Below are 21,476 nucleotides of genomic sequence, written 5' to 3' on the forward strand. Positions count from 1 at the left end.
TTTCAGGCGGCCTTTTTTGGGATTTATTAATCGTAATTAACAACGGTAGCTCCGATAATAATTAATAGGATGAACAGTACTACAATAAGCGCGAAGCCTCCGCGGAAGCCGTGGCCAAATCCACCATGGTCATAATAGCAGTAGTCTGGTCCTGCAAATCCATGATGCATTCCGCCGACGCCAGGTCCTCCAAAACCTGGTCCGCCAAAGTCATGTGCTCCGGCAACATTCTGGTTATATCCGTACATGTGTGACATGAGAACTCCTCCTTTTTAAGAATGTATCAACCGCTCATTTATTTAAAAGAGACGATTAGTAACCGTATCCAAAGCCAGCACTACCTGCGCCGACGATAATTAGCAAAATAAACAGTACGACAATCAAAGCGAATCCACCTGTATATCCGTGTGACATGATTCATATCCCTCCAAATTTTTGGCTTATCATGGTTCATTCAACCATTACACTAATACCCTATGAATTAGGGAAAATGTCTGTATAGGCTAATGCATGAGAATGACGAAATTTATGAGTGAGTAATGACTGGAAAAGAATCAATCCTTTCCCAGTCATTACTTTTTCCATCCCTTACCAAGGATGATAGCCGAACCCGGGACGAGGACGCGGACGTGGACCGTATCCGAAGCCTGGACGTGGTCTGCCATACCCGTAGCCGAATCCAGGCCCATATCCGTAACCAAATCCTGGTCCTGGTCCTGGTCCGTACCCGTAACCTGGACCGAAAAAGTCGTCAAAAACTGCGCCTGCAGCTGCGCCAGTTAAAAATGGGACTGCAAATCCTCCCCAGATTCGTTCATCATTTTCATATACAGGTTCATGTGGCTGAGGTAAAAAAGGTGGTTGTTGATCGTACATAATTCCCCTCCTAAATATGATAAAGTCATGTCTCATTCAAATGCTGTACGTACTGAAATGGATCTATTGTTAAGCCTGTTAAGCTTTATACACAAGCAGCTCCTACGATGATAAGCAGAATAAATAAAACAACAATCAGCGCAAAACCGCCTGAATAACGATGTGACACAACAGATCCCTCCTTGTTAACTTTCTGAAATAGTCTGATTAACTATCTCTACAGTCAACGTATGTACCTGGTATTTTTGTGTATAGGACACATAACCAGGATAAGAGGATTTTTTAAAAACTTTTTAAGTAAGACTGAGTTAAAACACTTTGGTCGATGAAAAAATTTCCGCCATAACTTAATACAACGTTAAGTAAGATTCTAATGAGCTTTCCAGAGACGGATATCAAGTGAAACAATGAAAAAGGAGAGCAGGCGGAGAACCTTTTTTTATCACGCATTAACTGGCCGTAATAGCCTCACTTCAAGTCTTGAGGATACCCCAACAAAACTAAGTTGGGGATAAACGGCCAGTAAATTCATTATAAGTTCAACTAACCATCAGTATGGGATAAGAAAACCCCCACTGATGGAAGTTTCACTTTCTACAAAAATATAAGAGGCCACCTATTCAGGTGGCCTCGGTTCAAAACATATGATTATCTATCATTTATTAACCAACATAAGCTGCCCCAACAATAATGAGTAGGATAAACAGCACTACAATTAACGCAAATCCGTTGTTGTAACCGAATGACATAATGAAGCATCCCTCCGTTGGTTAGTTTGAAATAGCCTCATGAACTATTTCTACTCCCACCCTATGTAGCAGAAAGAAAAGTGTTCAGGGCAAACACCCAGATCCGAAAAAAATTAATACTTTATCGGTTTAAAGCATGTGGGGACAGTCCCGGCGCATATTCCCCACCCACTCGAGCAAACTAAAATAAGGAAATTCAGAACTCTTTTTGGGGACAGTCCCTCACCCCTTCACCGCGTTAACGCGGTAGCAAATGTGGGGACTGTCCCCACAAAAAGAAAGGATGAGCCACGTGAAGGTTGCGGAGTTATTTGTAAAATGCCTGGAGCAGGAGGGTGTGGAGTATGTGTTTGGTGTTCCAGGTGAGGAAAATATAGATTTAATGGATGCTTTCAATGACTCAAATATTGAGTTTATCGTAACCAGACATGAGACAAGTGCAGCTTTTATGGCAGGAGCTTATGGCAGGCTGACTGGTAAACCAGGTGTCTGTCTCGCAACCCTGGGCCCTGGTGCGACCAACCTTCTTACAGGTGTAGCCAATGCGAATATGGATCACTGCCCACTCGTTGCGATTACCGGACAGGCTGGACTGGATCGTCATCATAAAATATCTCATCAGCACTACGATTTAATATCCATGTACAAACCGGTAACAAAATGGAATGCACAGATTAAAAAAGGTGAAATCACTCCTGAAGTCGTTCGAAAGGCATTTCAGGTTGCTGGTCAGGAGAAATGGGGAGCGACCCATATTGATTTACCAGAGGATATAGCGGAAATGGAAATTGAAGCACATCCACTTGAACCGACCGAACGTCCACACACCACAGCTGGTACTCAGATGATTCAGGAAGCGGCTTCCCTGATTGAAAAAGCAGAACACCCTCTCATCCTTGCTGGAAACGGAATTACAAGACAACAGGCAAAGGAAGAATTAGGCAAACTAATAGAGAAAACCGAGATTCCTGTGGTACATTCGTTTATGGGAAAGGGGGCTCTTTCCTGGAAGGATGATCTAAGTCTTATGACAGCTGGAATTGGAGGACAGGATTATATTACTTGCGGGTTTACAGGAGCAGATTTAATCATTACGATTGGTTTTGATATTGCCGAATACCCGCCAAAAAATTGGAACCCCGAAAGGAAGACCCCTATTTTGCACATTGATACCGAAGAGGCGGAAACCGATAAACACTACCCTGTTGCTTTAAATGTGTTGGGTGATTTAAAACTCAATTTGGACAAACTTCAGCAGGCCTTATCCAAGACTGGCAGAAACAATGATTGGGTTATGAATGTTCGAAAACAGGCCTTAAACGAATTGGAAATGTACAAACAGGATTCAGGTTTTCCTGTAAAGCCGCAAAAAATTATTGCTGATTTACGCTCCGTTTTAAATGAACAGGACATCGCGATCTCAGATGTCGGGGCTCACAAAATGTGGATGGCAAGGATGTATCATACGTATGAAACGAACACCTGCTTAATTTCAAATGGCCTTGCCTCTATGGGTGTTGCTGTTCCGAGTGCGATTGCGGCCAAAATGGTGCACCCTGAAAGAAATGTCGTCGCTGTTTGTGGAGATGGTTCTTTTCAAATGACCGGAGCTGAAATGGAAACAGCCAAGCGACTGAATCTCCCCATTGTTGTGCTGATGTGGAGGGATGAAGGCTACGGTTTAATTGAATGGCATCAGAACAAAAAATTCGACCGGGCTTCCTATATCAAATTCGGTAACCCGGATTACGAGCTTTTGGCAAAATCATACGGCTTTGAATTTATGAAGATTGAAAAAGCAGAAGATTTACAGTCATCATTAGAAAAAGCCGTTTCTTTAAATCAACCTGTTTTCATTGATTGCCCAGTTGATTACCGCGAAAATATGAAGCTAACTGAAAAGCTGGGAAACATCATTTGTTAGCTTCCAATAGAGGAGGAAAAAACATTGATTGGTTCCATTATTAACGGCAAAGAGCTTACAAGTGAAAACACTATGCCTATTCACAACCCTTATTCAGGAGAAAAAATCGATGACATCGCACTCGCTACAGAGCAGGAGCTAAATGAGGCCATTGATGATTCCTATAAAGCCTTTCATGACACGATGAAAAAAATGCCTGCGCATGAACGTGCCGATATTTTGCGAAAAACGGCTGATTTACTGGAGGAGCGAACGGAGGAATTTGCCCAGACCGTCGTTAAGGAAGCCGGAAAACCGATTAGTGCCAGTCGCGGTGAAGTGCATCGTGCCATTCAAGTTCTGAGATTTGCTTACGAAAAAGCGAAAGACATTACTGGTGAAGTTATTCCTATGGATGCAGCAGTTGGCGGAAACGGAAGAATGGGCTTTGCCAAGCGGGATCCGCTTGGGGTAGTAGCGGCTATTACTCCCTTTAATTTTCCATTAAACTTATCCCTTCATAAATTGGCACCAGCGCTGGCAGCCGGAAATGCAGTGATTTTTAAACCGGCCGAAAAAACACCGATTTCCGCCTATAAATTAACGAAGCTCTTTCATGAGGCAGGACTTCCTGAAAGTGCATTAAATTTAGTCATGGGAACCGGCAAGGAAGTGGGCGATCCACTCGTAAAGCACGATAAAATCCATAAAATATCCTTTACAGGAAGTCTGCCGGTCGGACGCTCCATTAAAGAATCAGCCGGGTTTAAAAAGGTCACTCTTGAACTGGGTTCCAACTCCCCTAATATTATTTTTTCGGATGCAGACCTGGATCAGGCAGTGAAGAGCTTAGTAACCGGAGCCTTTGCTTTCTCGGGTCAGGTTTGTATTTCAGCTCAGCGAATTTACGTACAAAAAGAAGTGTATGATCAGTTCCTCAAAGAGTATGTAAGCCTGACAGAATCGTTGAAAGTAGGGGATCCTGCTGAAGAGGGAACGGATGTAGGTCCAATGATTAATGAAAAGGAGGCTGAACGTGCTAAGCAGTGGATTGATGATGCGGCTGAAAAAGGCGCTACCATTGCTGCCGGGGGTGAACGGAACGGAGCTATCCTTAAACCTACCATTATGACAGATGTGGATGAAAATATGAAAGTGATTGCTGAAGAGGTTTTCGCACCGATTGTATCCATTATTCCATTTGATACTGAAGAAGAGGCTGTGAGGTTTTCCAACAACTCCATTTACGGTCTGCAGGCAGGCGTGTTCACGAAAGACATTAACCGCGCCTTCCGTGTAGCTGAAAAACTGGAAATGGGCGGCGTATGGATCAACGAAATCTCCACCTATCGCCAGGATAATATTCCCTATGGCGGGGTTAAGAAGAGCGGGTTTGGCCGGGAAGGGGTTAAATACGCGATTGAAGATATGACAGAATTAAAATTTATCGGCGTAAAACTGGAGCAATAAAGAAAGGGCTGCCTTGTGCAGCCCTTTTAAATTGCGTGAGTTGGTTCAGTGCTGAATTTTTTACATCAGTGACAGTTTCAAAAATAACCCCGGCTGGCCAAACGGGGGATTAATGTCTAATATCGTATCATTCCACATCCATACGTTCCTTTACCCATCCACGTGCATGGAAAGCCTCAACCAGGTGTTTAATCGCAGTTGTATAAGCGGCATCACGCATGCGGGATTTTTTTTGTTTCTGAATTTCCAGGACTCTGTTAAATCCTTCAACCATCCGTTCTTCCAGCTGTTTATTAACCTCATCCTCTTTCCAGTAATAGTTCATCGCATTTTGTACCCATTCAAAGTAGGAGACCGTGACCCCGCCAGCATTACAAAGGATATCAGGTATGACAAAGATTTCTTTTTCCTCTAAAATTTTGTCACCTTCCGGGGTTGTGGGACCATTTGCAGCTTCAGCCAGAATTCGAGCCTGAATTTTCGGTGCTGTTTCTTTTGTAACCTGGTTTTCAATCGCAGCAGGAATGAGTACATCGACGGGAAGGGCAAACATTTCTTCATTGCTCATTGAATCGGCTTCTGTATAATTGGATGCGATATTTCCTTTATTAACAAACTCCAGTAATTTCGGAATATCCAGGCCGTTTTTATTATAAATTCCACCTTTGGCATCTGTAACTGCTACAATTTTCACTCCAAGCTGATGCAAAAATTTTGCCGTCATACTCCCCACATTTCCAAATCCCTGAATGGCTGCAGTTGCCTCTGTCAAATCTAAATTCAGATGGCGGGCAGCTTCACGGATAGTAAACACAACTCCACGTCCGGTAGCAGCGATACGCCCCTGAGAACCACCAATGATAAGAGGCTTCCCCGTTAAAATGCCCGGAATATTATACCCTCTTAATTTGTCAAATTCATCCATCATCCAGCCCATAACTTCCGGATTGGTGTTGACATCAGGTGCCGGAATATCCTTCTGGGGGCCAATAACGGGAGTGATGGAGCGGATATAAGAGCGACTGAGCTCTTCAAGTTCCCGCTCATTTAACTCATTAGGATCTACAATCACGCCACCTTTACCACCGCCAAACGGGATATCCAGAATTGCTGACTTCATCGACATCCAAATGGAAAGCGCCTTGACCTCATCCAAGGTTACAGATGGATGGAAACGAATCCCGCCTTTGGTTGGACCCAGGACATCATTGTGCTGAGAACGATATCCGGTAAAATTTTGGATTTCTCCATTATCCATACGGACAGGTACCGATACCTCCATTACACGCATCGGTTTTTTCAATATATGATAAACATTTTCATTCAACCCGAGATTTGAGACGGACTCTTTAATAAGATCTTTCACAATGTCATATGGATTTTTATGATGAGTGGTAATATCAGCTTCCGGCTTATGCTGTTCCTTCATGTTCATACCTCCAAACATTTTATCCCTATTAGTAAAGTCCCTCGTTCCTGCGTTTTTATGTATGGTTTGGGACTGTCCCCACACCCTTTAAAGCGTTAACGCGTTAATAAATGTGGGGACAGTCCCAAACATGAATAATTAAATTCCCTCCTGAGAATAATAAAAATGGTTTTATGTTTAGTACCTTCATTACATTAATGAATAATTAAGGGGGGATTGGTATGAGGAAATTTTTTATCTGGATGATAATTTTTATGGTACTTATCATTATTCTGGGCTTCAGAATAAAAAAGCTTACCTACTGGTTCTATTATTTAAGAAGAAATATGATGTTATTTTTCAGAGACCGATTTTATTATCTAAAAGACAAAATACGCGCTTCGATAAACGTTAACTAAAATTTAACTAAAATTTAACTGAACTTAGAGGTTGTGAACTATGAGAAAAAGATCAACAGAAGAGAACCAAAATTTGACACCAACTGAAATGGGAAAAATGTGGGCTACATATACCGGAAATACGATGGCCATTTGTGTTCTGAAGTATTATCTTCGTCATGTGGAGGATCCGGATATTAAAAAGGTTTTGCAGCATGCGTTACGCTTAAGTGAGCAAATCGTCAATCAGATTCAGATTTTCTACAAAGAAAGTCATTTTCCGGTGCCCAAAGGGTTTACGGAGGATGATGTGAATTTAGATGCTCCAAGGTTATTTGAAGATGTCTTTTATCTTTATTATCTTCAGTATACAGGAAAAGCAGGGTTAAGTATTTATAATGCAGGCATACCTTTGTTGACGAGAACAGATATCCGTGACTTTTTTATCCAGACCCTCGATTCAACCATAAAGCTTATTTCAGAAGTGAATGATGTTTTACAAAAAAAGGGTTTCTTAATAAATCCTCCTGTATCAAGTCCCCCTGATCAAGTAGATTTTGTCCATAGACAGAGCTTCCTGAACGGTATGTTTGGAGATATCAGACCATTACACGGATTAGAGACAGCACACATTTATGACAATATAAACAACGACATGACCAGTAAAGCATTGCTGATTGGCTTTAGTCAGACAGCCAACCGTGAGAAAGTAAGAAGATATTTTTTAAGAGGAAAAAATATAAATGATAGACATATCGGAACGTATAAGAAAAAGCTGGAGGAGGAAAAAATCCCGACACCAAAATCCATTGATCATCTGGTGACCAATTCAACTACCGCTCCATTCTCTGATAAACTGATGCTCTATCACAAAATTGATATGTTCTCGATGAAAGTACGGACCTATGCCAATGGGGCATCCCTTAACGGCCGGCGTGATATTGGCGGAATGTACGCAAAATTTCTTTTAGATGTTTCTTTATTTGTCGAGGATGGGGCCAATATCATGATTGACCACGGCTGGATGGAGCAGCCGCCCTTAACGGATTATACAAAACGAGATCAGTCAGAATAACAGGAAAAGATCGCCAGGGTGGCGGTCTTTTTTTCTTGTTTTAAGCAATCTCACAAATCATTCAGAAAAATGATAAAATTCCTATATCTATATGTTAAAATAATGGATGCAATCATTCTGAGGTAAGTACCATGTACCGTGCAAAAACATCACTTCCTTAAAAATTTTAATGAAGGAGTTTATCATGAATTTTCAGGAATTTGGCTTCATTCTTTTTGTAGAAAACTATGATGAATGTGTGTCCTTCTACAGGGATCAATTACAGCTGGAAGTAAGAACAGTAAAAGACTCACTCGTTATTTTTAATCTGCCACAGGGATATTTGATGGTCGAACAGGGAGGTGTGTCCGCGAATCAGGAAAAAACAAGAGAACAGAATCCTGCCGTTATTCGTTTTAATGTAGATAATCTTAAGGAAACGGTCCTGCAGCTGGAAGGAAAAGGGGTTCCGTTTTCGAACAGAGAGTTGTCGTTTGATTGGGGGACGATAGCCGTTTTTCATGATCCCGATGGTCACCGATTAGAGTTATTTGAAGTTCACTAGTTAAATAGAATACATATGAGCAAATGTATAAAAAGATGGATGGTATGGAACGGTCACTGTCAGGAGTAAGTCTTTTTTATCACGCATTAACTGGCCGTAATACCCCTACTTCAAGTCTTGAGAGTATCCCAACAAGACTAAGCGGGGGATAAACGGCCAGTAGATTCCTGATAAGTTCAACTAACCATCAGTGGGGGATGAAGAACCCCCACACTGATGGAAGTTTTACTTTATAAAATTCAACAATGACTGGAGGGGTTGCAAATGATTGAATTAGAGCACTTTGAGCGATCAGATTTTAAGCAGTTGATTGAGTGGATAGAGTCGCCGGCATTTATGCTGCAGTGGGGGGGTCCCCATTTTGATTTTCCGCTAGATGAAGGACAGCTGGAAGAATACATAAAAAATGCGAATCATAAGGATGCCGATACAATGGCATATAAAGTCATCGAGCAGGAAACAGGGAAGGTCGTCGGACATATTGCATTAAAGCAAATTAATAAAAAGACAAAATCGGCCAGAGTAAGCAAGGTGCTCGTAGGAGATAAGCAGATGCGGGGAAAAGGAATCGGCCAGCAGATGATCAGGGAAATTTTAAAAATTGCCTTTGATGAGCTTGAACTACATCGAGTAAGTCTGGGAGTATTTGATTTCAATGAATCAGCCATTGCCTGCTATGAAAAGTGTGGTTTTGTAAAAGAAGGCTTACGGAGAGAGGTCGTACAAAATGGAGGTCGTTACTGGAGTATCTATGAAATGAGTATGCTGGAATATGAGTGGTCTAAGGTTAAACAGATTACATAATGCTTCGTGCCTATTTTTCCATGTGCCCATGAACTCACCATCCTTCCCGCATAGTTTAGTAGTAAAAAAAGGAAGGGAGTGGTGGAGGATGGGTTCAAATCGAAAATATCGCCCAAAGCGTCTGAATGATTCACCATTTGAAAATCTGATGCAGCAGATGGATCAGTTTTTCCAGGAGTCGATGAAAAATTTTGATAGCCTGCTTCAGCCGAATTCGTTTCAGGTTGACATGTACGAGGATCAAACCCACGTGGTTATTGAGGCTGATTTATCCGGTTATAAAAAAGAACAGATTTATGTCAGACCAAATGGCCATCAGTTAAAAATCGCCGTAGAGGATTCAAGTGTTTTTGAAGAAAAAAATGATCAAACCTCCTATATCCATCAGCAGCAAACATTTCAGCGGATGGAAAGGAGTATTGCTCTCCCATTTCCCATTTCAGAAGAAGACACGTACGCATCCTTTAAAGATGGGCACCTTAAAATAAAGATTCCAAAAAGAAATCCGCATACAGGCTATATAGACATAGAAGGTTGAGCAGAAAAATGCTCAACCCTTTAACGCTTTAAAGCATGTGGGGACAGTCCCAAGATTCCAATTAATAACAGCACACTTGCAGTCAGGAACCCTTCATTGTATAGGGGGAGCACTCCATATCCCAGCCATCCAAACAGACTTTGCAGAAAAAGAAGTCCTTCATTCAGCAGGAAGCCTGCCAGGAAAATCCATAGTCTCAAGCGTTTTGAACGGTTAGCCTCAATCAGGTTCAGCATAAAATAAAGAGTGACTATAAACAGGCTTACAAATCCGAGTAGAGTAAGATGCAGGTAACCAATGATTTCAAACGTATTGACAATAATATAAAAACAAGTTATATTTATTTTTGTCGATATAAATAACTACATAGGACTCCGTAGCTCAGTGGGAGAGCACTTGCTTGACAGGCAAGGGGTCGGTGGTTCGAAACCACTCGGAGTCACTGCGAAAGATACCCTCATCCATAAACGCTATGGATGAGGGTGTTTTTATCACGTATTAACTGGCCGTAATACCCCCACTTCAAGTCTTGAGGGTAACCCAATCAAGACTAAGAGGGGGATAAACGCCCAGTAAATTCCTGATAAGTTCAACTAACCATCAGTGGGGGATGGAGAAAACCCTCACTGATGGAAGTTTCACTTTATTTGGCTTCCCCTTCCTCTGCTGCTTCCAATTGTAATTCCTTGTTCAATGAGTCTATCATTCCACCACCCAGACCTTCATTAATCATGCGTTCTACATCGAAAAAGCTGGTTTTATTATTGTCCTTTTGCTGACCCATAGAGCTTCCCCTCCAATCCATGTGATTTATATCAACGAATATTTGGAGAGGCTGTGCTATGGTTGTGATGACAGGAAATTTTATAAAGATCAATTCAGGAATCAAACTTTAATTACAGGAAGATATTTTAATTTGCAGGGGACAGGAAAGTGAGGATCATTTAAGAAGGTTTTATAAAAATGGAAAAGAAGTCCTTGGACAATTTTACAAAATTTAAAGAGAATCGGTTTACCAAAAAGATGGTTTATAAAAAGAACGGACATAATGCTTTTGTATAAAACTTTTTGCCGGGACAGGAGCTGCCGCCTCATAAGCATCCAGGTATGAATTTATTTATACATGTGCTTAACGGATCAGGACTCTTCATCACGGATGACACAGAAACAGAAATAAACGAAAATGACATCCTGGATATTGAAGAAGACGAAATGCTTTCCGTTCAAAATAATAGTCAACACCCTTTATAAGTCTATATGTAAATTTGAGTAAAAAAGGGTAACGGAAGAGGAACTGACGGAGCTGCCGGTGTTAAGTGAGATACGAGAACTTTCAGGAAAAACTTTCAGGAAATGAAGAAGAGGGATAAATAATAAATAGCAAGGGCAACGAAATCTGAAAATGACTTTGTGCCCTTGCTGCTTCATAAAAATAGGATTCGAATGATTAATTAAGTTAGCTGGCAGCCTGTTGAACGGCCTTCTTATCTGGAAATACTAAGCTGAATACAACTCCAACAATCAGACAGACAAAGAAGGTTCCTGCCCTGGCTGACACTACAGCCTCCAGCGGGGACAGTGTCCAGATAATTGCACTGAAAAAGCCTGTTATGATGGTCGCAATGACTCCAATTCCGGAAGTTTTCTTCCAAAAGAATGTCAAAAGAACGACGACTGAAAATGTATTACCGATTCCTGCCCAGGCAAAGCCGACCACACCCCCGACAAATGAGTCAGATAATAATGAAATAATGATTCCGAGGATTCCGCCAATAATAACGGTTATTCTTGATATTTTAACAATGGTGCTTTCTTTGGCTTTAATTCCAAATGTTTTGTGGATGATGTCTTCACTAATGGACGTTGTAACCACCAGCAATTGAGAAGATGCAGTCGACATAATTGCAGCGAGGATTGCAGCAAAGATAATCCCTGCGATCCATGGTGGCAGCAATTCAGAAACCATATAAGGAAGAATCATTTCCGAATCTGTAATCGTGTCCTGTTTGTAGAGGACAGATCCCAGAATGCCTACTAAAAATGCTCCAATATAGACGACAATGGTCCAGAAAAAGGCCACCCATTTTGCCGTCTTTAACTCTTTTTCACTTTTAATCGCCATAAAACGTGAACTGAGCTGAGGCTGTCCTCCAAGAAACCCGAAGAACCACGAGAAGTTCGTTAATAACATGGCTCCGAGTGCCAGGCCGGAAAGACCGCCAAACCACTGGTCAGCTCCATTTCCCATAGAGGCCAGGGATTGACTGATGGATAAATCACTTTGCTGGATTTCCATAAAAGCAGCGATAGGCACAATGATAAATGCCAGTACCATTAACGCACTTTGAACCGCATCCGTCCATACTACGGACATAAATCCCCCCATGCATGCATAGGCAATGACAATAATCGCAACGATGATTGTTCCCCATGTAATATCAATTCCGGATATGGAATACAGTGTTTTACCAGTCCCGGAAAACTGCCCGGCAATATAAAACAGGGAGAAGGCTCCCATTATAATGGCAGATAATAAACGGATGATGGTCGCATGCTCAGGAAATTTCACCGCAAAATAATCCGGTAATGTATACACATCATATTTTTTTCTTTCATTAATAAACCTTCTTGATAAAAATAGCCATGAAAAAATAACACCAAAGAACATCCCTGATAAAAGCCAGATCCCGGAAAGACCTGCTAAGTATATAAATCCAACCGCCCCAAGAAACATGTAGGCGGATTCTGCTGTTGCTCTTTCAGAAAAGGCCAATACCCATCCAGGCAGTTTATCCCCGCCCAAAAAGTACTCTGAGGAATTGAGTTTTTTTCTGCTGAAGTAAATTCCTATTCCCAGTACAATGAGTAAATACACGGCAATTTCCACATAAATGATTATACTGTCTGCTGTTAAATTCATGATTTCCTCTCCCTTAAATCCTATTAAACTGATATGTTTTACAGTATTTATTGATTTTAATATAATATATGCAGAGAGAACTGTTTGTCAATCTATTAATGATAAAGGATGTGCAGAAGCATGAATGAAACAAAAATCAATATACCACCATTGTCTATGGACGGGATTACGGCCAAGCTGTTTACGCATGTGGAAAAGTCCGTCATTCAGGATTTTGGACAGGAGGGTAAGAAACTCATTGAGCAGGGGGTTGAAAATTTTGGATATAAGGATGCTGAAGAAATCGCGAAGCAGGCTACAGTTGACGGAATCAATCACAGACTATTCAGCTATATTCCTAGGAATCACCGTGCAGATCGAAACTATGATGAAAATCTAACAATCTATGCTTTAATGGCGAAACTGTTTGCACAAATTGCCAAAGCCGTTGTTGCTCAATTCGGTGAAAAAGGAAAGGATGCCATTCGTGAGGGTGTTCGAACCTTTGGCGAAGAACGGGGGCGTGGCATTGCACAGCGAGCGCGAGCAAATGGAGAAAATAATGCGAGGGAAAACTACCTAACCAACTATGATATGCCAAGAAGTGAATTATTTACTTTTTCCACAGAATACAAAGAAGGTGAAATTGAGCAAAACTTTACTGTGTGCCCGTTTGGACAACAATGGGCGGACGACAGCATGCATGAATATGGGATTCTATATTGCCAAATGATTGATCCTGCTGTTGCGAAAGGGTTTAACCCGAATTTTGAAGTGGAACATGATCAATATATTTTAAGAGAAGGGAATTGTCATTTCCGATTTAAACTAAAGGATGAAGACCATGATTAATCGCAAACGTTTAATAAACCATATTGAGGAACTTTCCCAGATTGGAAGAACAGAAAACGGAGGAATCAACCGGTTTTCATTTACCGATGAAGAAAAGAAAGCTAATAAACTGGTTGAAGACTATATGAAAGAGGCCGGACTAAGTGTCCATTATGATGCGATTGGCAATCTTATTGGATCTGTGGAGGGTACAGAGGATCTGCCGGCCATCCTCCTGGGTTCGCATATCGATACAGTACCTGACGGGGGAAAATACGATGGCCCTGTAGGCGTTTTATCGGCCATTGAAGTCATGCATACGTTAAAAGATCAGGGGATAAAACCGAAGCATCCTGTTAAAGTTATTTCCTTCAGGGATGAAGAAGGAACGAGATTTGGCTTTGGGATGATAGGAAGTCGGGCCGTTGCAGGAACCTTAACGACAGAAGATCTCCAAAGAGAGGATCAGAATGGAATAACAATCGAACAGGCGATGAAGGATGACGGTCTGGAAATCGATCATCTTGACACGGCACAATTAGAAAACATAAAGGCTTATCTGGAAATACACATCGAACAGGGAAAAGTCCTGGAATTCAATCATACAGGTGTAGGCAATGTAACAGGTATTGCCGGTCCATTATGGCTTAAATTCCATCTGGAGGGACTTGCCGAGCATGCAGGAGCTACACCGATGGATCAGCGCCACGATGCACTTACAGCTGCCAGTCACATCATAACGGAGATCGAAAAAATTGCAAATCAGTTTCAGGATGCTGTAGCAACCGTTGGAAAAGTAGCAGTGAAGCCAAACGGTGTGAATGTCATTCCGGGCGAAGTGGAGTTTACAGCCGATATCCGAAGTATTGATGAAAGTGAAAGAAACTCTATCGAACAAAAAATAAAAGATTTTGCACAAAACATAGCAAATGATAGAAATGTATCCTTGCAAATTTCTGAACTGCAGCGTGTTGAACCGGTCCTATGTGATGAGGATATTCAAAAAGCAATTAAGGAAAGCATCCATGAACTGGAAGAGAACGTGGTAAGTCTTCCGAGTGGAGCAGGTCACGATGCAATGCAATTTAAAAATAACTTTCCAGTCGGGATGATTTTTGTCAGGTCTGTTAATGGAATCAGTCATAATCCTAAGGAATATTCCCTGGACGAGGATATCGAACAAGCAGCCAATGTCCTTTATAAAACGTTAAACCGTCTGTAACAGCCTGAAATGAATCATAAGTATTCAGGTTTTTGCAGCAAGAGCTATTCTCCAGGAAGGGGAGTAGCTCTTTTTGTTGAATAGGAAAAGTGGTAAATCTTTTACAGAAAATGGAGGGGCGGAATATGGAGCCACATCTGAAGAATTTTACCGAGATGCATGACCAGTTTCTCCTGGATTGGAACAAAGCTATGCAATCCGGGGATACTTCAGCATTAGAAAGGATGGCTGAAGACTATTATGTAGTTTTTTTTAATAATGGAGCTGCTAAGCCGATGATATTCAATCGGGAAGAGGCGATTCAGGGGATGAAGCAATCCGTTCAGCAGCATTCAGGGGCCAAAAAGAAATTTCATAACAGGGTGATTCGGTTGAAGGAACATGGCCATGCTGTGGTATTCTATGAACAAACCCTTGAAAAGGAAGGAACGATATTGGCGAGGCTGTTTACGATTGAAAACTGGCAGTTGATCAGTGGTGAATGGCTGCTGGTGCGGGAAACCGAAGAGCCTGTAAGTTAGTTTATTCCTTCCTCTATTATCTAAGGGGTTAGCCAATAATTAATAATCCTGAGGCAATAATAGTAATGGATAGCTATGTGTAATGAGGAGGTTGCAGTCGTGCGAACGTTATTAATTGTGTCACATCCAGACATTATCGAGTCCTACAGTCAGCAGTATTTTCTAAACGGAATAAAAGATTTCAGCAATATAACGGTTCACCATTTAGAAAATCTTTATCCTGACTGGAATATTGATGTCAGGAAAGAACAGGAGCTTCTAAGAGAACATGATCGAATTATTTTTCAGTTTCCTTTCTACTGGTACAGCTCCCCGCCCTTATTAAAGCACTGGCAGGATGTTGTTTTAGAAGAAGGGGTGACCCATGGCCCTCGTGGCGGAATCTTGGAGGGTAAGGAATTTGGATTAGTTTTAATGATTGGCGTATCAGAAAAAGAGTATCGGGCTGGCGGCAATGAGCAATTTACCATAAGTGAACTGACAAAACCTTTTCAGGCCATGGCGGGTAAAACTGGAATGCACTATCTTCCTCCGTTTGAAATATACCAATTTGTCTACACGGAGGATGACAGGAAAATGGATATTCTGATTCCCTATTGGCAAATGCTTACGATGGAGAATAATGACAGTCTGGCAACTCGTGAAAATTGGCTGATGGACCTTCTGGAAGACGTAATTAACACCAGTGAAGGCACAGATGAACAGAACATATTGGAGTATGCGAAAAACATTATTGAAGAAAATCAATCAGAAATAGAGGATTTAAAAATTGTCCTGAATCAGATGTATCATCGTTAAGAGAGGTGGATAAACATGGAACAAAACGCATGGATTCATGAACAATTACAGCACTTATTTACGAACACCGATGACTATAATCGGCGTACACTGATCAAAGCGGCCCAGGACTTGATCAGAGAACAGGAAAAACGTATTTACCAGATGGAAGGAGAAATCGAAGGAACCATCTGGAGCCCGAAAAGATGGGGAGAGTAAATGTGGAGTGGGATATGGAGGGATAGGATGAAAGATTTGATACAAATAGATGGGGAAGAAAAAACAATGCATACGTTAGCGAATCTTTACCAAAAGGTTTGGGGACTAAAGGATCATCAATCTATTTATAAAAACTTTTTAAAGCACACAACCTATGAGGGGTATAAAGGGTTAGCTGCTGAAAATAGAGAAGGCGAAATAATCGGTTTTGCCTATGGGTACACATCTCTGCCAGGGCAATATTATAACAGTTTACTAATCAGGGAGTTCCGTTCAGAAGAGAAAGAAAAATGGTTTTGTAACTGCTTTGAATTTGTTGAGCTGTTGGTTGATCCATTGTATCGAAAACAAGGCTATGGCAGGATGTTGGCAAGTCATTTGTTGGAGGGAATCAACCATAAAACAGCTATACTTACCACTCAGGCAAATAACCATGCTGCACAGCATTTATATAGACAGCTGGGCTGGCAGGTCATAAAAGAACCCTTTTTTCCGAATGAGCCGAGTGAACCATTTGTGATTATGGGGAAGGAACGAACAGAACACTCCTGATTAGTAAAACGTTGAGGTTGGGGAATGAGATCACATTGCTTTACTCGAGATAAGACACACCATAATTCGCAAAATGATTAATCATCACAGCCATTTCTTCAGGGGACTTTCCCATGTTCCCCTCAATCCAATCCTTGATGACATTAATAGCCCCGCTGACAACAAAGGTACTGAAATAACGGGATTGTTGCTCGTCTAACTGATTGGCCGATCCCCAGTTTTTTATCATGAAGCTTTGGGCGATTTCCATCAGACGCTCCTCAAAAGTAGGGTCCCCGTTTTTACTTAGAAGGGTTTGAAACATAAATTGGTTTCTTGTGATATATTCCAGCAGTTTTTGTGTCATCTGCAGGGACTCCTCGTCAATGGTAAAGCTGTAGCTGTTTAAGTATTCACTTAAATCCTCAATGATTTCCTCTTCTATTTTTTCCATTAAATCATAATGATCGGAATAGTGAGTGTAGAATGTCGAACGATTAATATCTGCTATTTCGCAGATTTCTTTTACAGTAATGGAAGCTATCGGTTTTTCAGCCAGTAATGAAATAAAGCTTTCCTTTAATACTTTACGTGTATATTTTTTTCGACGGTCCAATTTTTCACTCATCGTTTTAGCCCCTTTTGAATCATTTTTCGTGAAATACAACACAAATGAAAAATGTGTTGAATAGCTGACGGAATTTATAAAACTGTTTGTTGATTATCCAACACACTGTCTATTATAATATTAAAATGGATAAAGGGGATATTGCAAGAGAGGATGAGGCCTTATTGATTTGTCAGCAAGAATAATTAAACATAAAAAACCTATTGTCATCGTGTTTATTTTCGTTGCGCTCATTAGTACAATTGCACAGTTCACTGTATCTGTGAATTACAATATGGTTGATTATTTGCCGGATGATACGCCTTCTATGGAGTCCATGGATGTTATGGAAGAAGAATTTGATGATCCGATTGCAAACGCCAGAGTGATGGTCCGTGATGTTTCCTTAACAGAAGCCCTGGACTATAAAGAAAAACTGGAAGCCATTGATGGTGTATCAAATGTCAGCTGGCTGGATGATGCCATAGATGTAAAAACACCAATTGAAATGGCCGATCCGGATACAGTTGAATCTTATTATAAAAATAAAAATGCGCTATTTTCGATTCACGTCCGTGAAGGGGATGAAGTCGCCGTTACGGATGAAATATACCAATTGATTGGTGAAGAAAATGCCATTACAGGAGAAGCGGTTGATACCGCAACATCACAGAAAATGGCTGGTCAGGAGTCACTAAATGCAGCCTTAATCTTAGTTCCGATTATCATCATTATTTTAATTGTATCCACAAACTCCTGGATGGAACCGTTATTCTTCTTAACAGCGATCGGAATTTCTGTGTTAATCAACTTAGGCACAAATATTTTTATTGGGGAAATTTCATTTGTTACCCAGTCTGTAGCACCTATTCTGCAGCTGGCTGTATCCCTGGACTATGCCATTTTCTTACTGCATAGTTTTTCCGATTATCGAAAACAGGTGTCCAATCCAAATGAGGCAATGCAACTAGCTGTTAAACAATCATTTCCGGCCATTGCAGCCAGTGCATCCACAACATTCTTTGGATTTATTGCCCTGACTTTTATGGATTTCGGAATTGGTGCAGACTTAGGGCTTAACCTGGTAAAAGGAATCGCACTAAGTTTTATCAGTGTCATCCTGTTTCTGCCTGCATTTACTCTGATGTTTTATAAGTGGATTGACCGTACCCAGCATAAGCCTATTGTTCCGGAATTAAAAAACATTGGGAAATGGGTTATGAAATTCAGAATTCCGAGTTTCATTTTATTGTTACTCTTGATTGTCCCTGCATTTTTAGCTCAGGGCCAAACCAACTTTATTTATGGTACAGGGGAGCAGCCTGAAAACACACGTGCTGGTGCAGACGCGGCAGCTATTCAGGAAGAGTTTGGGAAAAACACACAAATGGTTGTTCTTGTTCCAAGAGGAGATATGGCAAAGGAAGAAGAACTCGTTCAGCATTTAGAGGGCCTTCCGAATGTGTCAAGTGTCGTTTCCTATGTGAATACGGTCAGCTCGGCCATTCCACCGCAATATCTGGAGGAGTCAACAACAGAGCAATTTTACTCGGATCACTATGCTCGAATCATTCTGAACACTGAAACGGATTCTGAAGGGGACGAAGCCTTTACATTAGTAGAGGAGGTTCGGAATACGACAGAATCCTACTACGATGAGGTCCATTTACTTGGAGAGAGTGTGACCCTGTATGATATGAAGAATACGGTTGAACAGGATAATACCGTAGTAAATTTGTTGACCGTTATTACGATAGCCGTTGTTTTACTCGTCACATTCAAATCGATTTCCATTCCAGTCGTCCTGTTGTTAACTATACAATCAGCTGTCTGGTTAAACCTGTCTGTTCCTTACTTTATGGATACACCACTGGTTTATGTGGGATATTTGATTGTCAGTACGGTACAGCTGGCGGCGACGGTTGACTATGGAATCCTGTTTACAGAGAATTATGTGAAAAACCGTCGGGAAATGCCGGCCATGAAGGCTATTAAGAAGACCATTGATGGAAAGATTTTTGCGATCTTTATTTCCGCATCCATTCTTTCCAGTGTCGGGTTTATATTATCCTTCACATCAACAAATCCAATTGTGTCATCGATCGGATTACTGCTAGGCAGAGGTGCGCTCCTTGCGTTTCTTATGGTCGTGTTCGTTCTGCCGGCTATGCTGGTGCTGTTCGATCGGGTCATTAGAAAAACAACATTCAGAGCAAATTTTGATAAGGGAGAGGAATGATGATGAAATTAAAACGGTTTACGGCCATATCTATGGCGTTTCTCCTGATTTTACCGACAACACTTGCTTCAGCAACATCAGGCGATTCTTCTTCAGATAATAACAGGGAAGCAAAAGCTGGCACCTATTCTGAGAAAAGTGAGGTTGTCTATGCTAATTTAAGTGCGAATGGTGAACAGGAAGAAATATATGTGGTCAACAACTTTTCCGTTGATCAGCATGGAAATTTGACAGATCATGGTCCATATACAAGTGTGGAAAATTTAACGAATTTAAAAGAGATTCATCTGGACGGTAACAAGGTTGAGTTTGAAGCAACAGAAGATCAGTTTTATTACCAGGGAAATTTAAATGAAAAGCCTCTGCCATGGGATATCAATATTTCCTATAAATTAGACGGAAAAAAGGTTAACCCTGAAGACATTTTAGGTGAGGATGGAAAACTTGCCATTCATATTGAAACAAAGAAAAATGAGAAGGCCGACTCTGTCTTTTTCGAAAACTATATGCTGCAAATTTCGCTTCCATTAGACTCGGAAATCTATCAGAATATCAAAACAGAAAACGGCATGATTGCGAATGCCGGGAAAAACAAGCAAGTGACTTTCACAGTAATGCCGGGTAAGGAAGAAAGCTTTGTGGTGAAAGCTGATGTTACTGATTTAGAAATGGCCGGCATCGAAATAACGGGGATGCCATCCTCAATGTCCATTGAAGAACCCGATTCAGGTGAAATGACAGAGGATATGAAATCACTATCTGATGCCACAGCTGAAATTAATGATGGTGTTGCCGATCTGAATGATGGAATTTCAGAATTAAATGAAGGTGCTGCCAGTCTGCAGGATGGTTCGGCTGAGTATAAAAAAGGCATTAAAGAGCTGGATAGTGGCTCGTCTGATATGATTAAAGGATCAGAAGAGATTAAAAATGCTCTGAATCAGATGAGTAAGTCATTAGAGAGCGGTTCTGGTGAGGATAATTCCGCCAACTTAAATGAATTAAAGTCCGGACTTCAGCAAATTGCTGGAGGATTGGAAGAAACCGAAACCGGATTGTCACAGACGAATCAGCTGCTGGGCCAATTAATTGGAAATATTCCAGACTATGATATTAGTAAAGCAGAGATTGCTGAGTTGAATAGAAGTAATGCAGATTCTCAAGTTATTAATCAACTGGTCGAAACTTATAAGGCAGCTCAAACGGTTCGAACCATGTACTTTGAGGGTAATGGGGAGAAGCAGCCAGCTATAGGTCCGTCTATAGAAAAAACGGTTAAATCATTACAAAAGCTAAAAGATGAAATAGATGGTATCGTGAAGAGCCTGGAAAATTCAGATATGAATAAATCCATGCAAGAATTGCAGCAAGGATTAAGTCAACTATCATCAAATTATAAAGAGTTCCATTCCGGTCTGATTGAATACACAGGTGGTGTGTCCGAATTATCTACTTCATATGGTGAATTGCACGGGGGCATCACAGATTTAACAGATGGAACCAGTGAATTGGAAAATGGCGTGAGTGAGCTTCATGAAGGAACATCTGAACTCGCTGAATCAACACGTGATTTGCCTGACGAAATGCAAAACGAAATTGACAGCATGATGAATGAATACGATAAATCAGATTTTGATCCTGTATCCTTTGTTTCACCTAAGAATGAAAAAGTAAGCAACGTTCAGTTTGTTATCAAAACAGAAAGTATTAAAAAAGATGACGATGAACAGGAAAACGAACAAGAGGAACAGGAAGAAGAAAAGGGATTCTGGGATCGCCTGTTAGATTTATTCAGATAAGAAAAAAGCCCCTGTATTTTAATAGGAATACAGGGGCTTTTGTATCTAGTATTTATCATTCGACAA

At 41.0% G+C, this 21,476-nt stretch carries 25 protein-coding genes and 1 tRNA gene; 16 read left to right on the forward strand and 10 right to left on the reverse strand.

The window, feature by feature from the left end; translation table 11 throughout:
• Positions 1–26 precede the first annotated feature (26 nt).
• The 5 genes from ABD006_RS18005 to ABD006_RS09050 all read right to left on the reverse strand — a co-directional run bounded on the left by ABD006_RS18005 (position 27) and on the right by ABD006_RS09050 (position 1,625).
• Positions 27–248 carry a YjcZ family sporulation protein gene (locus ABD006_RS18005; protein ID WP_425542210.1) on the reverse strand — a complete coding sequence of 74 codons (222 nt, stop codon included), beginning with the start codon at positions 246–248 and terminating at the stop codon, positions 27–29.
• A 64-nt stretch (positions 249–312) separates the two neighbouring features.
• Positions 313–414, reverse strand: a complete 102-nt coding sequence (locus ABD006_RS09035) for a YjcZ family sporulation protein (RefSeq protein ID WP_343839918.1) — start codon at positions 412–414, stop codon at positions 313–315.
• A gap of 174 nt (positions 415–588) precedes the next feature.
• A complete protein-coding gene (locus ABD006_RS09040) occupies positions 589–876 on the reverse strand; it encodes a hypothetical protein (RefSeq protein WP_343839920.1) in 288 nt (95 codons plus the stop codon).
• Between the two features lie 85 nt (positions 877–961).
• Positions 962–1,045: a YjcZ family sporulation protein gene (locus tag ABD006_RS09045; protein ID WP_343840313.1), complete on the reverse strand. Its 84-nt coding sequence runs from the start codon at positions 1,043–1,045 to the stop codon at positions 962–964.
• 493 nt (positions 1,046–1,538) lie between these two features.
• The gene (locus ABD006_RS09050) at positions 1,539–1,625 is read right to left on the reverse strand and encodes a YjcZ family sporulation protein (RefSeq protein ID WP_143060138.1); all 87 of its coding nucleotides are present in this window, start codon (positions 1,623–1,625) and stop codon (positions 1,539–1,541) included.
• 283 nt (positions 1,626–1,908) lie between these two features.
• On the opposite strand from ABD006_RS09050, the gene ABD006_RS09055 reads away from it, so the two are divergent.
• Both ABD006_RS09055 and ABD006_RS09060 read left to right on the forward strand, forming a co-directional pair.
• Positions 1,909–3,549 carry an acetolactate synthase large subunit gene (locus ABD006_RS09055; protein WP_343839922.1) on the forward strand — a complete coding sequence of 547 codons (1,641 nt, stop codon included), beginning with the start codon at positions 1,909–1,911 and terminating at the stop codon, positions 3,547–3,549.
• Between the two features lie 24 nt (positions 3,550–3,573).
• Positions 3,574–4,998 carry an aldehyde dehydrogenase family protein gene (locus ABD006_RS09060; protein WP_343839926.1) on the forward strand — a complete coding sequence of 475 codons (1,425 nt, stop codon included), beginning with the start codon at positions 3,574–3,576 and terminating at the stop codon, positions 4,996–4,998.
• A gap of 127 nt (positions 4,999–5,125) precedes the next feature.
• On the opposite strand, the gene ABD006_RS09065 is transcribed toward ABD006_RS09060, so the two are convergent.
• Complete coding sequence (locus tag ABD006_RS09065; protein WP_343839928.1) at positions 5,126–6,427, reverse strand: Glu/Leu/Phe/Val family dehydrogenase; 1,302 nt, start codon at positions 6,425–6,427, stop codon at positions 5,126–5,128.
• 438 nt (positions 6,428–6,865) lie between these two features.
• Here ABD006_RS09065 and ABD006_RS09070 point away from each other — a divergent pair, with 438 nt between their 5' ends.
• The 4 genes from ABD006_RS09070 (at position 6,866) to ABD006_RS09085 (ending at position 9,765) form a co-directional block, all read left to right on the forward strand.
• On the forward strand, positions 6,866–7,879 hold the full coding sequence (locus tag ABD006_RS09070) for a DUF3231 family protein (protein WP_343839930.1): 1,014 nt from the start codon (positions 6,866–6,868) through the stop codon (positions 7,877–7,879).
• Positions 7,880–8,063: 184 nt separating this feature from the next.
• On the forward strand, positions 8,064–8,423 hold the full coding sequence (locus tag ABD006_RS09075) for a VOC family protein (RefSeq protein ID WP_343839932.1): 360 nt from the start codon (positions 8,064–8,066) through the stop codon (positions 8,421–8,423).
• Positions 8,424–8,687: 264 nt separating this feature from the next.
• Positions 8,688–9,227 (forward strand): GNAT family N-acetyltransferase, encoded by a 540-nt coding sequence (locus ABD006_RS09080; RefSeq protein WP_343839934.1) that lies wholly within the window; start codon positions 8,688–8,690, stop codon positions 9,225–9,227.
• Positions 9,228–9,315: 88 nt separating this feature from the next.
• On the forward strand, positions 9,316–9,765 hold the full coding sequence (locus ABD006_RS09085; RefSeq protein ID WP_343839936.1) for an Hsp20/alpha crystallin family protein: 450 nt from the start codon (positions 9,316–9,318) through the stop codon (positions 9,763–9,765).
• 20 nt (positions 9,766–9,785) lie between these two features.
• On the opposite strand, the gene ABD006_RS09090 is transcribed toward ABD006_RS09085, so the two are convergent.
• The gene (locus ABD006_RS09090) at positions 9,786–10,001 is read right to left on the reverse strand and encodes a hypothetical protein (protein WP_343839938.1); all 216 of its coding nucleotides are present in this window, start codon (positions 9,999–10,001) and stop codon (positions 9,786–9,788) included.
• Between the two features lie 134 nt (positions 10,002–10,135).
• Here ABD006_RS09090 and ABD006_RS09095 point away from each other — a divergent pair.
• Positions 10,136–10,207: transfer RNA gene (locus ABD006_RS09095), tRNA-Val, on the forward strand.
• A 201-nt stretch (positions 10,208–10,408) separates the two neighbouring features.
• On the opposite strand, the gene ABD006_RS09100 is transcribed toward ABD006_RS09095, so the two are convergent.
• A complete protein-coding gene (locus ABD006_RS09100) occupies positions 10,409–10,549 on the reverse strand; it encodes a hypothetical protein (protein ID WP_343839940.1) in 141 nt (46 codons plus the stop codon).
• Positions 10,550–10,833: 284 nt separating this feature from the next.
• On the opposite strand from ABD006_RS09100, the gene ABD006_RS09105 reads away from it, so the two are divergent.
• Positions 10,834–11,016: a cupin domain-containing protein gene (locus tag ABD006_RS09105; RefSeq protein WP_343839942.1), complete on the forward strand. Its 183-nt coding sequence runs from the start codon at positions 10,834–10,836 to the stop codon at positions 11,014–11,016.
• A 205-nt stretch (positions 11,017–11,221) separates the two neighbouring features.
• On the opposite strand, the gene ABD006_RS09110 is transcribed toward ABD006_RS09105, so the two are convergent.
• Positions 11,222–12,685 carry a sodium/proline symporter gene (locus tag ABD006_RS09110; protein WP_343839944.1) on the reverse strand — a complete coding sequence of 488 codons (1,464 nt, stop codon included), beginning with the start codon at positions 12,683–12,685 and terminating at the stop codon, positions 11,222–11,224.
• A 120-nt stretch (positions 12,686–12,805) separates the two neighbouring features.
• Between ABD006_RS09110 and ABD006_RS09115 the strand changes: the two genes are divergently transcribed.
• The 6 genes from ABD006_RS09115 (at position 12,806) to ABD006_RS09140 (ending at position 16,786) form a co-directional block, all read left to right on the forward strand.
• Positions 12,806–13,516 (forward strand): L-2-amino-thiazoline-4-carboxylic acid hydrolase, encoded by a 711-nt coding sequence (locus ABD006_RS09115; RefSeq protein WP_343839945.1) that lies wholly within the window; start codon positions 12,806–12,808, stop codon positions 13,514–13,516.
• The gene (locus ABD006_RS09120; RefSeq protein WP_343839946.1) at positions 13,500–14,717 is read left to right on the forward strand and encodes a Zn-dependent hydrolase; all 1,218 of its coding nucleotides are present in this window, start codon (positions 13,500–13,502) and stop codon (positions 14,715–14,717) included. The genes ABD006_RS09115 and ABD006_RS09120 overlap by 17 nt, the downstream gene beginning before the upstream one ends.
• Positions 14,718–14,842: 125 nt before the next feature.
• Positions 14,843–15,238, forward strand: coding sequence for a DUF4440 domain-containing protein (locus tag ABD006_RS09125; protein ID WP_343839947.1), 396 nt, complete (start codon positions 14,843–14,845; stop codon positions 15,236–15,238).
• Between the two features lie 99 nt (positions 15,239–15,337).
• Positions 15,338–16,036, forward strand: a complete 699-nt coding sequence (locus ABD006_RS09130; protein WP_343839948.1) for an NAD(P)H-dependent oxidoreductase — start codon at positions 15,338–15,340, stop codon at positions 16,034–16,036.
• A gap of 15 nt (positions 16,037–16,051) precedes the next feature.
• On the forward strand, positions 16,052–16,234 hold the full coding sequence (locus tag ABD006_RS09135) for a hypothetical protein (RefSeq protein ID WP_343839950.1): 183 nt from the start codon (positions 16,052–16,054) through the stop codon (positions 16,232–16,234).
• A 27-nt stretch (positions 16,235–16,261) separates the two neighbouring features.
• Positions 16,262–16,786: a GNAT family N-acetyltransferase gene (locus ABD006_RS09140; RefSeq protein ID WP_343839951.1), complete on the forward strand. Its 525-nt coding sequence runs from the start codon at positions 16,262–16,264 to the stop codon at positions 16,784–16,786.
• A gap of 40 nt (positions 16,787–16,826) precedes the next feature.
• Here the strand turns inward: ABD006_RS09140 and ABD006_RS09145 are convergent, their stop codons facing one another.
• A complete protein-coding gene (locus ABD006_RS09145; RefSeq protein ID WP_343839952.1) occupies positions 16,827–17,393 on the reverse strand; it encodes a TetR/AcrR family transcriptional regulator in 567 nt (188 codons plus the stop codon).
• Between the two features lie 274 nt (positions 17,394–17,667).
• Here ABD006_RS09145 and ABD006_RS09150 point away from each other — a divergent pair, with 274 nt between their 5' ends.
• Positions 17,668–19,611: an efflux RND transporter permease subunit gene (locus tag ABD006_RS09150; RefSeq protein WP_343840317.1), complete on the forward strand. Its 1,944-nt coding sequence runs from the start codon at positions 17,668–17,670 to the stop codon at positions 19,609–19,611.
• Complete coding sequence (locus tag ABD006_RS09155; protein WP_343839953.1) at positions 19,611–21,410, forward strand: coiled-coil domain-containing protein; 1,800 nt, start codon at positions 19,611–19,613, stop codon at positions 21,408–21,410. Before ABD006_RS09150 ends, ABD006_RS09155 begins: the two co-directional genes overlap by 1 nt.
• The last annotated feature ends 66 nt before the right edge of the window (positions 21,411–21,476 follow it).

Origin of the sequence: Salinibacillus aidingensis (genome assembly GCF_039522525.1) — a bacterium.
Taxonomy (GTDB): Bacteria; Bacillota; Bacilli; order Bacillales; family Alkalibacillaceae; genus Salinibacillus; species Salinibacillus aidingensis.